Source organism: Roseateles depolymerans (assembly GCF_003387155.1).
Classification (GTDB): Bacteria; Pseudomonadota; Gammaproteobacteria; order Burkholderiales; family Burkholderiaceae_C; genus Roseateles; species Roseateles depolymerans.
In genome coordinates this window covers 892,897-907,433 of sequence record NZ_QUMT01000003.1, presented here as the reverse complement: position 1 = coordinate 907,433, position 14,537 = coordinate 892,897, and the positions used below count along the sequence as shown (strand labels likewise).

Annotated in this window: 9 protein-coding genes; 5 read left to right on the top strand and 4 right to left on the bottom strand. The window is 68.6% G+C overall.

Translation table 11 applies throughout. The features are described from left to right. Positions 1 to 229: 229 nt before the first annotated feature. Complete coding sequence (locus tag DES44_RS17855; protein WP_058933445.1) at positions 230 to 1,432, bottom strand: MFS transporter; 1,203 nt, start codon at positions 1,430 to 1,432, stop codon at positions 230 to 232. 98 nt (positions 1,433 to 1,530) lie between these two features. Between DES44_RS17855 and DES44_RS17850 the strand changes: the two genes are divergently transcribed. Continuing rightward, positions 1,531 to 2,421, top strand: a complete 891-nt coding sequence (locus DES44_RS17850; RefSeq protein WP_058937128.1) for a LysR family transcriptional regulator — start codon at positions 1,531 to 1,533, stop codon at positions 2,419 to 2,421. Positions 2,422 to 2,602: 181 nt separating this feature from the next. Here the strand turns inward: DES44_RS17850 and DES44_RS17845 are convergent, their stop codons facing one another. Then, positions 2,603 to 4,696 (bottom strand): peptidase inhibitor family I36 protein, encoded by a 2,094-nt coding sequence (locus DES44_RS17845; protein ID WP_058933446.1) that lies wholly within the window; start codon positions 4,694 to 4,696, stop codon positions 2,603 to 2,605. A gap of 451 nt (positions 4,697 to 5,147) precedes the next feature. Here DES44_RS17845 and DES44_RS17840 point away from each other — a divergent pair, with 451 nt between their 5' ends. After that, complete coding sequence (locus tag DES44_RS17840; protein ID WP_058937129.1) at positions 5,148 to 5,423, top strand: DUF1272 domain-containing protein; 276 nt, start codon at positions 5,148 to 5,150, stop codon at positions 5,421 to 5,423. A 90-nt stretch (positions 5,424 to 5,513) separates the two neighbouring features. Here the strand turns inward: DES44_RS17840 and DES44_RS17835 are convergent, their stop codons facing one another. Together DES44_RS17835 and DES44_RS17830 are read right to left on the bottom strand one after the other, a co-directional pair. Continuing rightward, positions 5,514 to 7,820, bottom strand: coding sequence for a DUF6055 domain-containing protein (locus tag DES44_RS17835; RefSeq protein ID WP_083525243.1), 2,307 nt, complete (start codon positions 7,818 to 7,820; stop codon positions 5,514 to 5,516). 415 nt (positions 7,821 to 8,235) lie between these two features. Beyond that, positions 8,236 to 10,119, bottom strand: a complete 1,884-nt coding sequence (locus DES44_RS17830; protein WP_058933447.1) for a WD40/YVTN/BNR-like repeat-containing protein — start codon at positions 10,117 to 10,119, stop codon at positions 8,236 to 8,238. A 356-nt stretch (positions 10,120 to 10,475) separates the two neighbouring features. Between DES44_RS17830 and DES44_RS17825 the strand changes: the two genes are divergently transcribed. Genes DES44_RS17825 through DES44_RS17815 form a run of 3 tightly spaced genes read left to right on the top strand, consistent with a single transcriptional unit; the run spans position 10,476 to position 14,532 of the window. Further along, on the top strand, positions 10,476 to 11,888 hold the full coding sequence (locus DES44_RS17825; RefSeq protein ID WP_058933448.1) for an SWIM zinc finger family protein: 1,413 nt from the start codon (positions 10,476 to 10,478) through the stop codon (positions 11,886 to 11,888). After that, positions 11,885 to 13,444, top strand: coding sequence for a DUF5691 domain-containing protein (locus DES44_RS17820; RefSeq protein ID WP_147307129.1), 1,560 nt, complete (start codon positions 11,885 to 11,887; stop codon positions 13,442 to 13,444). Before DES44_RS17825 ends, DES44_RS17820 begins: the two co-directional genes overlap by 4 nt. Beyond that, on the top strand, positions 13,441 to 14,532 hold the full coding sequence (locus tag DES44_RS17815; RefSeq protein ID WP_058933450.1) for an ATP-binding protein: 1,092 nt from the start codon (positions 13,441 to 13,443) through the stop codon (positions 14,530 to 14,532). Before DES44_RS17820 ends, DES44_RS17815 begins: the two co-directional genes overlap by 4 nt. Positions 14,533 to 14,537: the final 5 nt, after the last annotated feature.

Sequence of the window (14,537 nt, the reverse complement as noted above, 5' to 3'; positions counted from 1 at the left end):
ATTGCGAGATCAATGCATTGCTGTCCAAGTTATGTGAGTAGTCAATTGATGTCAATGGAGGCGGAATCGAACGTCGTCAGTAATGAGGAAGGAAATTGCTGTCATAAAGCCATCACGCATTTGTTGTCGACTCATCAGTCACCTTTGCACACTCCACGCTGGACTGCGCCTTGAATCCAGGCGAGACCCCGCGAATTGGCTCTGCGGTCCCGGGCCCAGCGCCGAAAGCTCAATGCCCCACCGGCCGCGGCCCATTGAACCGCAACGGCACGCCACTGCGACGATCCAGCGCGCCACTCCAGGTCGTCAGACCCAGCGAGACCAGCACCACCAGCGACCCGATCCACGGCGTGTGCTGCAGCCCCAGATGGGTCACGATCAATCCGCCGGCCCAGGCCGCGCCGGCAATGCCCAGGTTGAAGGCCGCGATGTTCAGCCCCGACGCCACGTCCACCGCCTGCGGGGCCACCCGCTCAGCTTGCTGCACCACGTACACCTGCAAGCCGGGCACATTGCCGAAAGCCACGGCGCCCCACAGCAGCACGGTCCCGACCGCCAGCCACGGATGCGGCGCAGTGAAGGTCAGCAGCATCAGCACCGCCGCCAACAACCCAAAGATGATCTGCAGCGCACGAATCGGCCCCTTGCGGTCCGCCAGCTTGCCGCCCCACAGATTGCCCACCGCCACCGACACGCCATACACCAGCATCACCCATGCCACCGAGCTCGGCGCAAAGCCACTGATGTCCTGCAGGATGGGCGCGAGGAAGGTAAAGGGGATGAAGCTGCCGCCATAGCCAATCGCCGTCTTGGCATAGACCAGCAGCAGGCGCGGCTCCGCCAGCACACGGGCCTGCTGCGCCAGTGATGCCGGCGGCGTGTGACGCAGCTTCCCCGGCACGAACACGGCACTGCCGAGCATGGCGATGACCCCCAGCGCCGACACGGCCAGGAAGGTTGCCCGCCAGCCGAAATGCTGGCCGATGAAGGTGCCCAGCGGCACGCCCGTCACCAGCGCCACCGTGAGCCCGGTGAACATGATGGCGATCGCGCTGGCCGCCTTGTCCTTGGGCACCAGGCTCGTGGCGATGGTGGACCCGATCGAGAAAAACACCCCGTGGGCCAGCCCAGTCAACACCCGTGCCGCAACCAGGGACTCATACCCCGGTGCCTTCCACGCCAGCAGATTGCCGACGGTGAACAGCGCCATCAGCGACAGCAGCAGCGTCTTGCGCGGCACCTTGCCGGTGAGCGCGGTCAGCACGGGCGCGCCCACCGCCACACCCAGCGCATACAGGCTGACCAGCAGCCCGGCAGACGGAAGGCCGACGCCAAGGTCGGCAGCCACCGTGGGAATCAAGCCAACGATCACGAACTCGGTCGTGCCGATGGCAAAGGCGCTGAGCGTCAGCGCAAGAAGGGCCAGAGGCATGAATCACTCCAGGGAAGATGTCAGGCCCGAAGTGTGAAGACCGGATTGATTCCGAAAAAGCCGTGATCAGGCAGAATTCCTTTGACTCGGAGTCAACGATGAAAATCAGCCTCGAAGAACTGCTGGCCTTCACCACCGTGATCGACAGCGGCTCCATCACGGCCGCGGCCGATCATCTGGAGCAGACGGTCTCCGGCATCAGCCGGGCGCTGGGGCGCCTGGAGACCAAGCTGGGCACCACGCTGCTGCGCCGCACCACCCGCAAGCTGGAGTTGACGGAGGAGGGCGCGGTGTTCCTCACGCATGCACGGGACATCCTTGCCGCGGTGGAGTCCGCCGAATATCAGATGACCATCCGCCACCAGCGCCCGGCGGGACGGCTTCGCGTGAATGCCGCCTCGCCGTTCATGCTGCATGTGGTGGTGCCGATGGTGGCGGCCTTCCGCGAGCAGTTCCCCGACATCGAGCTGGAGCTGCACAGCAGCGACAACATCATCGACCTCATCGAGCAGCGCACCGATGTGGCCCTGCGCATTGGCCGACTGCGGGATTCGACGCTGCACGCCCGGCCGCTGGGCAGCTACCGCCTGCGGGTGCTGGGGGCGCCGTCCTATCTGGAGGCGCATGGTCGACCCCGAAAGGTGAGCGACCTGTCGCGCCATTTGCTCATCGGTTTCACACAGCCGGAGTCGCTGAATCACTGGCCGCTGCGGCATGCGCAGAGCAACAGCTTCGAGATCACGCCCAGCATCAAGGCGTCCAGCGGCGAGACGGTGCGCCAGTTGACGCTGGCCGGTCAGGGCCTGGCCTGCCTGGCGGACTTCATGACGGAGGAAGACCGCCGCAGCGGTGCGCTGGTCCCGGTCCTGGTGAAGGACACGGTGGAGGTGCTGCAGCCGGTGAACGCGGTGTACTACCGCAACACGCCGCTCTCGGCGCGCATCCAATGCTTCCTGGATTTCCTGGCGGCACGGATGGCGGCAGGCTGATCGCTCCTGCAACGGCGCCTCCGGGTCATTGGGGGGCGCGGCAATGAAGAAGGCCCTCCCGGTATCCATCCTGACGAATGGACCTTGGAGGGCCTGCTGGTGGCCTGTCGTTGGCCCGCGCAGCGCCAGCGCTTCTTCAGCGCTGGCTGCGCAGACCTTCAGTGCCGCTTCAGCGCGAAGTTCAGCGCGCCTGTTCCACCCGCTGCGCGTTCACGCCATCGGACACCACCATCTCGAAGCGACCACCGGTCGGCAGCGCACTGGTGTCCAGCGTCGCCTGGCCGCCCTTGAGGTCCTGCGCCAGGTTCAGGCGGCGGGTGCCGTCCGTCCAGGTCACGCTCAAGAACGGCGTGGCTTCGGCATCCCAGCGCAGCGTGGCCTGGCCACGAGTCTCCTGCACCTGCACCACCGAGCGGCTGGCACCGGCGGCCAGCGCTCGCTGACGTGCGTTGGTGGCACGCGCGGCCACCTGGCTCAGGGTGCTGCCGTCGCGCAGCACGCTGATGCTGGCGATGTTCTCGACCTTGGGCACCAGCACGCGGAAGTGCAGCAGCTCGCCCTCATGGTCCAGTGCCTGCGGGGTGAAAGCGTAGTCGATGATCTGACCCGCCACCGTCTGCAGACGCAGCACATACGGACCGCTGGTCGTTTCCGGCTTGGACACCAGCGTCTTCACCGGATTGATCTCGATCTGCTTGCCGCGGATGCTGCCGCTGATCAGCAGCACGTCCTGGTCCGGCGCCGTCGTGACCGAAGCGGCCTTGGTCGTCGGGCCATCCGCCGGCGTCAGGAAGGTCTGCATCAGGCGGTAGTTGTAGTCGGAGAACACCACGCCACCGCAGTAGCTCATGATGTCGTGACGGTCGGTCGGACGCGGATCGTAGAAGCTGTTGGTGTCGGACAGGAAGCTCCAGATGTAGCGGCCCGGCTTGCCCAGGTTGGCGTCCGGATACGGGTACTTCGGATCGGGCGAGCCCGCTCCGCCGCAGGCGGCATGCGGCAGCGAGAAGTTGTGCCCCAGTTCATGGGCCACCACGTCCCGCACCGTGTCCGGCGCGCTGGGCATGTCGAAGCCGACTGCCGAGTTGCCGGGCATGTAGCCCAGGCCGGCCAGACCCCAGGTGCGCTTGGGGATGAAGCCGAAGTAGTAGTCGTGACGGGCGGCGCGCTCCAGCGCATGCAGGTCGGACAGCTCGCCCAGGATCTTGCCGAAAGCGTCGCTCCACTGATCGTCCGTCGTCGGGAGGGTGGTGACGCGGGTCGACACGTAAGCGGGGTGCGACTGGCCGGTCACCGTGGCCACCGGGAACAGGGCGCGCAGGTGGGCGGTCTGGTCGGCGGGCAACTGGCCGCTGGTGCCGGCGATCTTCACCGAGATCGGGATGAAGCGCATGGCGGTGCCGCCTCCCACGCGCGGCGTGAAGGTTTGGGCGCCGACGCCGGCCACATTCACCGTCACCTTCAGACCGGCCTTGACCAGCTCGGCCGGGACGGTGACGGTGTAGGCATCGTCGAACGAGGGCACGGCCGACACGGTGGTCGGCAGGCCACGACGCGGCGCGGCCAGGGTCAGGTCGCGGCTGGTGCCGTCCACGGTGTTCTCCACCTTGGCGGTCGCTGCGGGCATGGTGGACGGCGAGGCCGGTGCGGTCACGTTCACCTTCAGCAGCGCGGGCTTGCCGGCCACCAGCACCAGCTGGTCGTCATTGCTGCCGTACAGCATGGACTGCGCGAACTGCACCGAGGCCAGGGTGGCCTGGCTGGTCGGCGGGTTCGGCGCGGGAGCGGGGGCCGGTGCAGGGGCGGGCGCGGGTGCCGGAGCCGGCGGCGGCGTCACCGTCGGCGGCGTGATGCGCACCGAGGAGACCACATCGTTGAAGCGGGACGACACCAGCGTGCTGGTGCTGGCGGTGACCGTCAGGACCCGGCCGCCATAGTTGATGTCGGAGAACAGCTCCACCTTGTAGCCGGCTGGCACCTTCAGCGACGACACCCGGTCATTCCAGGCGCGGCCGATCCAGCTGCTGCTGCTGGTCAGGCACAGGCTGGCGCCGGCGTAGTTGATGTGTTCGAAGAGGCAGACCTGGGGCGCGGTGGCCGGGGCGGTGCCGGAACCGCCGCGCAGGCGTGCTTCCTGGGTGGCCGCGTCGCCGGAGCTGCCGCCGCCGCAACCAACCAGCAGGCCCGCCAGGACCAGCGACAGGGACAGGGGATGCAGCCGCAGCGTGCTGGGCGCGCCGGACGCGCCGGGCGCGTGCATGGGGGACACGGACATGGGGACTCCTTGGACAGGGACGTGACTGGGGCGCCGCGGAGGTCGCAGGCGAGCCGGACCCGGCAGGTCGGGCGACAGGCGCCATCCCCGGGCGAGGCGCGATTATTCGGAGGACGTGCCCCGCAGCGGTGCAACCGGTGTTGCCGATTCGTAAGCGGCGGAAAGCGGTTTCAGGGGCGTGGCAAGTTCAGAAGCGGCCGGGCGGTTGCGCGGCGGGGGCCGGCGCCATGGGGCGTTCCCTGCGCAGAGGCGCGATGGAAGGACTGCTGGCCTGCAACCAGCGGGATCCGCAGAGCACAGTGCTCCGTTAACGCAGTGTTGCTTCTTGGTTTCGCGGTGCGTCAGGCGCGACACAGGGGCGGGCCGGGGTCTGTCGCGGCTTCGGGGGACGATGAGGCGCCTGACACAATGCGCGCAGATCCCCAGATCCCCAGGACCCCCCGCCATGGCCATCCTCGACCTCCGCCCCAACTGCGAATGCTGCGACACGGACCTCGGCCCGAGCGCGCCGGCCTACATCTGCAGCTATGAGTGCACCTATTGCCCGGACTGCGCCCAGGGCGTCCTGGCCGGGCACTGCCCCAATTGCCTCGGCAATCTGGTGCTGCGGCCCATCCGACCCGAAGGCGGACCCGCTGGTGGCCTGCGCAAGCATCCGGCCTCCACGCAGCGCGTGGTCAAGGCGGGGGGCTGCACCCAGACGCCCGATCCGAGCCTGGCGACCTGAGCGCGGCCCACCCAAGAAAAAGGGGAGCGCTGCTCCCCTTGCGTGCCGGTCAGGCCGTCCCGCCGTAGCAGGTCCCGGCCATGCCGCTCATCATGGGCGCCACACCGGCGTCGTCTTCGGATTCACGTCGGTGGACAGGCCCACCGTCGAGGTCGCGTCCACAAAGCCGGAGCGGTAGCCGCTGGACAGATTCAGCCCCACGCCGCGGTACTCCACATCCCCGTGCAGGTTGAGCGTGCCGGACGCGGCCTGGCTGGCTTCAAAGAAGCCCAGCGGATAGAAGGTGGTGCGCACCTGCGCCGAGCCGCTCACATTGAAGCTGTTGTTGCCCCACGGGCTGCCGCTCATGCCGATGATGCTCAGCCCGCCGACCACGGCATTGTCCGAGACCGTTCCGTTCACCACGATCGCCTGGTCCTCGATGCGGGCGTTGCCGGTGGCACGGCCGCTGGGCAGGATGGTGGCGTAGGGGCCGACGTAGACGGTGGTCGGGGTCGAGGTCGGTGCGCAGCCGCCGCCGTTGCTGTGGCGGGCCGTGCCGGTCGGGCACAGGTCGCGCTTGCCGCCCTGGAAGCCCTGCGGCCATGCGCCCGCCAGCTCCACCATGTAGCGGTAGCGGGGGATCGAGCCATAGGCCTGGTCCCAGGTGACGGACTTGAACACCGACGGCGTGGCCACCACCACCAGGAACAGCGGCTCGCCGGTGCTCACCTTGAAGGTCAGCTCACCATCCAGGCCTTTTTGCAGGCCGCTGTAGCGGGACGCGGTGAACTGCGAGTTGGTGGCCACCAGACCCCAGCGGAAGTCCGCATTGGTGCCGGTCTGGTCGATGCCGCGGAACTTCACCGTCACCGTGGTCGCGCCTGCTTCCGGGTAGAGCCGCACCACGTTGTAGCCCAGCCGCTGCGGCGAGCCGTAGTAGGGCGAGACAAAACGCCGGTTGGTGGCCCAACTGGTGTCCAGCGCTTCCAGCGGCATCAGGCGCCGCATGCGCTCGGCCCGGTCGGTCAGGGTGATGTTGCCGTAGCTGTTGCGGAAGGCGTCGGGGGTGGCCTTGTAGTCCCAGGTCACGTTGTGCAGGGCCCACTCCCCAAAGAAGTCGTTGAGCTGGGGCAGCGTCCAGCCGCGGGCCTTCTGCAGGTTGGTGAACGGGTCCGACCCGGCGGTGGTCCAGATCTGGGTCACGGCTTCCGGGCCGTAGCGATCCTTCAGGTACTCCATGAACTGCCAGTTGCAGTAGCGGTCCCGGGTGGAGCCCAGGTAGAGATGCGGCGCATTGGGCAGCATCTCGGAGCAATGCACATCGCTCTTGTACTCCGGCAGCTGGTGCGGCGTGAAGTTGGCATGGCTCTCGAAGATCCAGCCGCAGGTGTTGGCGGTGTTGCAGGCCATGCCGCCGTTGTTGCCGGCCCAGGACTGCCAGCCGTGGGTGAACTCATGGGTCAGGCCCCAATGGTCCTTCAGGGCCGCGGGCGCGATCCACATGCCCAGGTGCAGGTTGCGGGAGCTGTCCACCCAGGCACCGCCGGTCAGGCCCCAGCCGGAGTGGATGTGGATGGCGGGCTTGATCTTGTCGGCCTTGTTGTAGAAGGGCTCGGGCATGTACAGGCCAGCACCGAACAAGGAGTTCCACACCGTGTTTTCCAGGGTGTTGACGGCCAGCGTGAGGTCGGCGTCGGAGACTGCCTCGTCGGAGTAGAAGGCGAAGTGGGCGCTTTCCTTGACCAGCTTGAAAGCGGCCTGTTCCGGGTTGGGCCCGCCGGCGCGCCAGGTGCCCGGGGTGACCACCGGCGCGGTGGGGGTGCCGGTGTACCAGGGGGTGAGCGTGGTGCCGGCGTCCACGACACCGGCGGTGGGCGCTGGGGCCGGAGCGGGTGCGGGAGTAGGTGCTGGCGCCGGGGCGGGAGTGGGAGCGGGCGTGGGGACAGGTGCCGGTGCAGGAGTTGGCACTGGTGCCGGAGCAGGCGCGGGCGTTGGAGCTGGGGCCGGTGAGGGCGTGGGCGCTGGAGAGGCCGCGGGTGTAGGAGCCGGAGTCGGTGTCGGCGCGGGCGCGGCTGCCGACACGGTCGCGCAGAAGCCGACGCTCTCGTTCTTGCCCAGCGGTGCCAGGATGCGGTTCCAGGCAATGCCCTGCAGGGTCAGTGCGGACCCTTGCGCAGACCGCTGCGCGGACCATTCCGCATTCCAGACATTGCTGACGCTGCCCTCGATCTGCAGCGTACCGCTCCAGGTCATGGCCGTTGTGTTGGGATTGGTCACCTTGACGGTGGCGCAGTAACCGCCGCTCCATCGGTTGTTGACCGTATAGCTGAGCTGGGCGGGCAAGGCCGCGTGGGCGGCGCCGACCCAAAGGCCGGCCAGCCCCAGCGCGACCGCCAGTGATTTCTTCTTGAACATGGAACCTCCGCTGTTGAACAGGACGCTCCCGTCGCTCGCCCCGGCACGTTCAAGCGTGCGCAGACCACGCCCACCCACAGTCAGTGCGGGTCGGCAGGCAAGTTCAGCGATGGCGACGCCTGGTGTCCCGTCAGGAGACGATGGCGTTCTTGTGAGGCAGGAGAGCGGGCATCAGGAGCCGGCTGCATGTTCGTTGATGCCGTCTTCGCGGCCACTGCGGCTTCGTGAGAAACCGTAATCAGCACTAGCGTTTGCGCCGCCCGCGCAGCAGCGTGAAGGCCCATTGCGTCAGGGGGTGGCCGCAACTGGTCCGCGACTGGAATTCTTCACCGATGGACACAATCGAGCGCAGCGGACGCCGTCTGGCATCCGCCCGCTGGGCGATCAGCGGCTTGGCCGCTGCGCCTGGCAGCGCTCAATTCACCGTGAAGACCAGATTGGCCGACACAAAGCTGATGGGCACGAAGGTGCCGCCACCCACATACTGGAGCTGGATCGCATCATCCCGTCCTCCGGAGAGGAAACCGGATACGCCCAGGGTGGTGTAGGCGCGCCGGGTGCCGCTGTAAAGATCAGCGCCAAACTTCCCTGCCAGCAGGATCTGCCCATCGCTGCTGCTGGCCACGCCGGTCCAGGCGCCCACGTCGGCGCTCGAATCGAAGGTCTTGCCGAAGTCGGTGGATTGATAGATCAGGCCGCTGTCCGTCGTTGCGACGACGAAGCGACCGTCCTGGGAGGTGGTGATGCCGCGCCAGGTCCGCGCGTAATCCCGGCGATCCCAGGTGACGCCGAAATCGGTGGAGGTCCAGATGTTGCCCGTGTCCACCGTGGCATAGAGCCGCGTGCCGTCTGCCGAAGAGGCCAGGCCCCACCAGTACTGGGCGCTGGCGCGCGCCGTCCAGGTGGCGCCAAAGTCATTCGACACATAGAGCTCCGCACCGTTGGTCCCCGCCACCAGCACCCGGCCATCGGCCGACGAGCTGACAGTCCGGAAGGCGCGGCCGCTTTCATGCTGGGTCCAGTTGAGGCCACCGTCCGAAGAGGTGTAGACGCCATCCAGGTAAGCTGCAGCGACCAGCCGGTTGCCGTCCGCCGAACTTGCAATGGCCGCCCAGGCGCGGCTGCTGCCGTCAGTCGTCCAGCTGATGCCGCCATCGGTGGAGAGATGGATGGCGCCGCCGTTCGCGCAGGCGGCCAGCTTCAGACCATCGGCCGAGGTGGCGACACCGGTCCAGGGCGCCCCCGTCCTGCGCAGGATCCAGCTGGCGCCGCCATCCGTGGACACATACAGATTGCCCGACGCTGCCGCGGCCACCTGTCGTGTGCCGTCGCTGGACATGGCCACGGCGGACCAGCTTTGCGGCAAGCCTTTGTCGGTCCAGCTGAGGTTCGAGCCGCCGGGCAGGGCCCGGGTGCTGATGCGCTGGCCGGCGTTCTGCGCCACGGTCCAACTGCCCGTGCCCACGCCGGTGACCTTGATCCAGTCACCGATGGCCGGGTTGGCGGGCAGCGTGATGGTGACCGGCGTGCTCGCGTTGGCCAGATAGCCGGTGTTGGACACCGCCTGGACCGAGCCGCCCGTCACATTCACCCATTGCGTATCCGCCGGTGCGGCACTGCACAAGAAGGAGGTGCGGGTGACTTCGGTGATGTCCAGCACGCCATTGCGATTGGTGTCCAGCCCGGACTCCGCACGCTGTCCGCCATAGGTGCAATTGGCCCCTGCGGGTTCTGCGGTGAGCAGCAGCAGGCTGTCGTACCCCGCGCTGCCCGTGCTGCCTGTGCTGCCGGTCGGGCCGGTGGCGCCGGTCGGGCCGCTGCAGACATAGCTGGTGCTGGTGACTTCGCTGTTGTCCAGCACGCCGTTGGAATTGCTGTCCAGGCCAGCCTGCACCGCAGAGCCGCCTTGGGCGCAATGGCTGCCGGCAGGCTCCACCTGCACGCGCACCAGGGCGGAGAGGCCATTGCTGCCGGCATTGCCTGTGGAGCCCGTGGGACCCGTTGGTCCGGTTGCGCCGGTCGCACCATTGCAGACGTACTGGGTCGCGGTCACTTCGGTGTCGGCCAGTACGCCATTCGAATCAATGTCTTTGCCGGAATCCACCCGCACGCCGGCCAGGGGGCATTGCGTGCCAGCGGGTTCGGCGGCCACCCTCACCAGCGTGGCGAAGGTGGTGGTGGCATTGCTGTCGGTGTCGCTGCCGCTGCTGGTGTCACCACCGCCGCCACATGCGGTCAGCAGCGCCGTTGCCATGGCCACCAGGCTCCCTTGCAGACGCAGGCGGCTCAGTCCCGGCATCCTGTTCCGGCCATTGCGCGGTGCAGCACAAGACGTGGCACGCACGGGAAGATTCATCTGAAAGTCCATGGCAATCCGATCGAGCAAGTGAAACCTCTGCGCTCCGCGCAGGCCGGCAGTATCGGCAAGTGGCGGTGAATCGGCGAGGGCATCCATGCAACAGTTCCGGGCTTGCCAGGGCGCAAGCGCCGCAGGATCGCCCCGACATCAGGGCATTCCCCCATGAACCGGGGGGCGGGCCTGCCGCCGTGGCCTGCGCAAGGCTGCCGGGCGTGCGTGACTTTGGACGCGTCTGGCGGTCCCTGAACTTGGCTAGACTGCCCGCCATTCAACAAACATTTCGGGAGCGGGCCAGCATGTCGCTGACCATGGAGGGAGTGCTGGCGCTGGCGCCGGACGATGCGTCGGCCAAGGCGGCCCGCGGCCTGACATCGCCGGCCAAATGGCCGCTGCTGGGGGCCAGCGACGCAGCGCTGTGGGGGGAATGCCAGGGCAGCGGTTCGAAGCCCTACCAGACTCAGGTGGACCTGAGCGGGCCCGCCTTCAAATGCTCCTGCCCCAGCCGGAAGTTTCCTTGCAAGCATGGCCTGGCCTTGCTGCTGATGCGGGTGCAGACCGCCGCCAGCTTCACTGCGACCGAGGCGCCGGCCTGGGTGAGCGAGTGGCTGGCGTCCCGCAATGAACGCGCCGAGAAAAAAGAGGAACGGGACCGCGACGCCACCCGCCGCGCCGAGGAGCGTGCGGCCCAGCGGGCCCCGGGCGAGAGCGACGCGGCCGTGGATGAGCCGTCCTCGAAGCGGGAGGCCCAGCGCTGGCAGCGCATCGAGACGGCCGCGCAGGAACTGCAGCGCTGGCTGGGCGACCAGGTCACCCGAGGCTTCGGTGCGCTGGATGCCGCGGCCCTGCAGGGCTGGCGCACCATGGCCGCCCGGATGGTGGATGCCCAGGCGCCGGGCCTGGGCCAACGGGTGCTGGCAGCGGCAGAGGTCTGGCGCGAAGGCGCGGACTGGCCGGAACGGATGATCTTGCGGCTGGGCCTGCTGCAATTGGCCGCTGAGGCCCTGTCCCGCCGCGAGCAATTGCCAGGTCCGGTGCAGGCAGACCTGCGCACCCTGTGCGGCTGGCCGCTGGACCAGGCCGATGTGCTGGCCAGCGGAGAACGGGTGGAGGACCGGTGGGCCGTGCTGGCCGCCGTCATCGAAGAACGCGAAGGCCGGCTGATGGAGCGCCGGGTCTGGCTGCAAGGCGAGCGCACCGGGCGCCGCGCCTGGCTGCTGGAGCATGCCCATGGTGGCAAGGGTTTCAACGGCCTGTGGGTGCCCGGCAGCGGCGTGGCGGCCACGCTGGCGTTCTACCCGGGGGCCAGCCCGCTGAGAGCCTTGGTGCAGCAGCGGCAGGAGGAAGCCGATGTACTGAGCCTTCAGCCGATGGGGCTGACGCCGACCCAACTGGTGCTGGGGGCCGAGGGAGGCTGGGCCGGCGAATGGCAGGCGGTGGCCGACCGCATCGCCGCGCATCCCTTTGTGCAGCTCCATCCGATGGTGCTGGCCGATGCGACCGTCGTCATGACCGACGCCGGCCCGTTCCTCCAGTCCGGGCAGCAGTGCTTGCCCCTGGCGCTGGGTGAACAGGAACGCTGGCTGTTGATGGCGACCTCCGGCGGGCATCCCCTGACGGTGGCCGGTGAATGGGACGGGGAGCGTTTGCGTCCCTTGACGGCGTGGGCCGGGGCCGAACGGGCGCCGCTGTGGATCAGGAGCCAGGCATGAGTTCATGGACCCCATTGCTGCCCACGTTGATGGTGGGCACCGAGCGCCAGGGCGGCCCGCTGCCCGAGTGGCCGGGCGAGGTGGGCGAGCTGATCGCCCAGGTCGGCGCCCATGCCAATGGGCCTGCCGAGGCGGTGCTTCGCGTCGCGGCGGTGCTTGCGCCCTGCCTGCTGGCGGGTGTCCAGCCCGGCGCGGCCCCCAACGCGCCACCAGCGCCCGCCGATGCCGATCAACGTCCTGCGCCGCCGGCCGCCTTGTTGCCGCTGCTGCAATGGGCCTTGCAGGACGGTCCGGCGCGGCTGCACCTGCTGGTGATGGAGACTCTCGCTGCGGCCGGCTATCGACTGCCGCCGGTGCTGCTGCCCCTGGCCCTGGATCTTGGACGTCGCTCCACGGCGCTGCGCGCGGCCTTGCTGCGGGCGCTGGGCGAGCGCGGTTTGTGGCTGGCGGCCCAGCGCGAGGAATGGCGATACGCCGCCGGCGCCGCTGGCGATGAGCCGCAGGACACCCACTGGACCGACGGCACGCTGGAGCAGCGACGCGCGTTTCTTCTGCATGAGCGCCGCATGGCGCCCGCGGCAGCCCGCGAGCGCCTGGCCCAGGCCCTGCCTGAGCTGCCCGCCAAGGAGCGGGTAGAGCTGCTGCCGGTGCTGCAAGCCCGCATCGGACCGGAGGATGAGCCCTTGCTGGAGCGGTGCCGCGCGGACCGCAGCCGCGAAGTGCGCGACCTGGCCGTTCAACTGCTGATGCAGGTGGACGGTGCGGCCCACACGCGTCGCGCGCAGGGCCGCCTGGCCGCATTGCTTCGCAGCACCGACAGCCGCAAAGGGCCAGGATGGGCCCTGGACGCGCCCACGGCGGTGGCCCCGGACTGGGAGGCCGACCAGATCGTCCCGGTCCGCCCTCAGCACGACAGCCTGGGTGATCGCGCCTGGTGGCTCTATCAACTGGTCCGCCAGGTCCCGGTGGGCTGGTGGACGGCGCAGACCGGCCTGGCGCCCGCGCAGCTCCTGCAATGGGCGGCCACCACCGACTGGGCCGAGGCCTTGTCGCGTGGCTGGCTGGACGCGCTGGCCGCCACGCGCGAGCCGGACTGGTGCGAGGCCTTCCTGGCGGCGCTGCGGCCCGACGCTGCCGGGCGTGCGAATCCCCTGTCTCCCCGTTCGGCCCAGTTGCTGCAATGGCTGCCGCAGGAGCGGCGCGAGCGGCACTGGCAACGCCATGTCGACGAGGCGCAGTTGCCCCTGGCGGTGCTGCTGTCCGCCTGCCTGGACGGCCAGGGCCTGGGCCTGCCGCTGTCCCAGGCCATGACCCGGCTGGTGCTGGCCCGGGCCCGGGACGGCAAGCTCAAGGAGGACTACGGCGCCCGTCCGCTGCTGGCCGAGTTCTGCGCCGTCATCCACCCCGACTGCCTGGACGACTTCGCCACCGTCACCCAGTTTCAGCGGGACGGCGAAACCGCCTCCCATGCCGACGCGATGACCGCCGTGAGCCAGGCGGTGGCCCTGCGTCGCGCCCTTCACCATCTTCCCCGGTTGACCTCGAGGACCCCATGACGACATCCAACGCCCCCGTGCTGCGCCGCCACGCCGAGCAGCAGTTCGCCGAAGAGCTGCACGAGCTGCAGCGGCAAGACCAGCGTCCCCGCCCGGAAAACTGGCGCATGTCCCCCTGGGCGGTGCTGCGCTACCTGATGGGCGGCACCCTGGACAACGGGTTCCAGATCAGCCCCAAATACATCGGCAATGAACGGCTGATGGAAATCGCGGTGGCGACGCTGGCGACCGACCGCGCGCTGCTGCTGTACGGCGTGCCGGGCACCGCCAAATCGTGGGTGTCCGAGCATCTGGCAGCGGCGGTGAGCGGGGACTCGACGCTGCTCATCCAGGGCACGGCCGGCACCGGCGAAGAACAGCTGCGCTACGGTTGGAACTATGCGCAGCTGCTGGCCAACGGTCCGTCGGAGCAGGCCCTGGTCGCCAGTCCACTGATGAAGGCGATGCGGGCCGGCAAGATCGCGCGGGTGGAAGAGCTCACCCGCATCCCGGCCGATGTGCAGGACTCGTTGATCACCGTGCTGTCGGAAAAGACTCTGCCGGTGCCTGAGCTGGGCAGCGAAGTCCAGGCGGTGCGGGGCTTTAGCGTCATTGCGACGGCCAACAACCGCGACAAGGGTGTGAATGAGCTGTCCGCTGCGCTCAAGCGCCGCTTCAACACGGTGGTGTTGCCGGTGCCGGCCACCGAGGACGAGGAAGTCTCGATCGTGATGAAGCGCGTCACCGAGATGGGCGCCGCCCTGCAGTTGCCGGCCGAGCCGCCCGCGCTCAAGGAAGTGCGACGGGTGGTGCAGATCTTCCGTGAGCTGCGCAATGGCCGGACCGAGGACGGCAAGACGCAGGTCAAGTCCCCGAGCGGGACCTTGTCCACGGCGGAGGCGATTTCGGTGATCAACAGCGGCATGGCGCTGGCGGGTCACTTCGGGGACGGCGTGCTGAGCCCGCGCGACATGGCCGCGGGCTTGCTGGGCGCGGTGGTGAAGGACCCGGTGCAGGACCAGGTGGTGTGGACCGAATATCTCGAGACGGTGGTGAAGGAGAGGGCCGACTGGAAGGACCTCTACCGGGCCTGCCGCGAGCAGGTGTGAGCCCG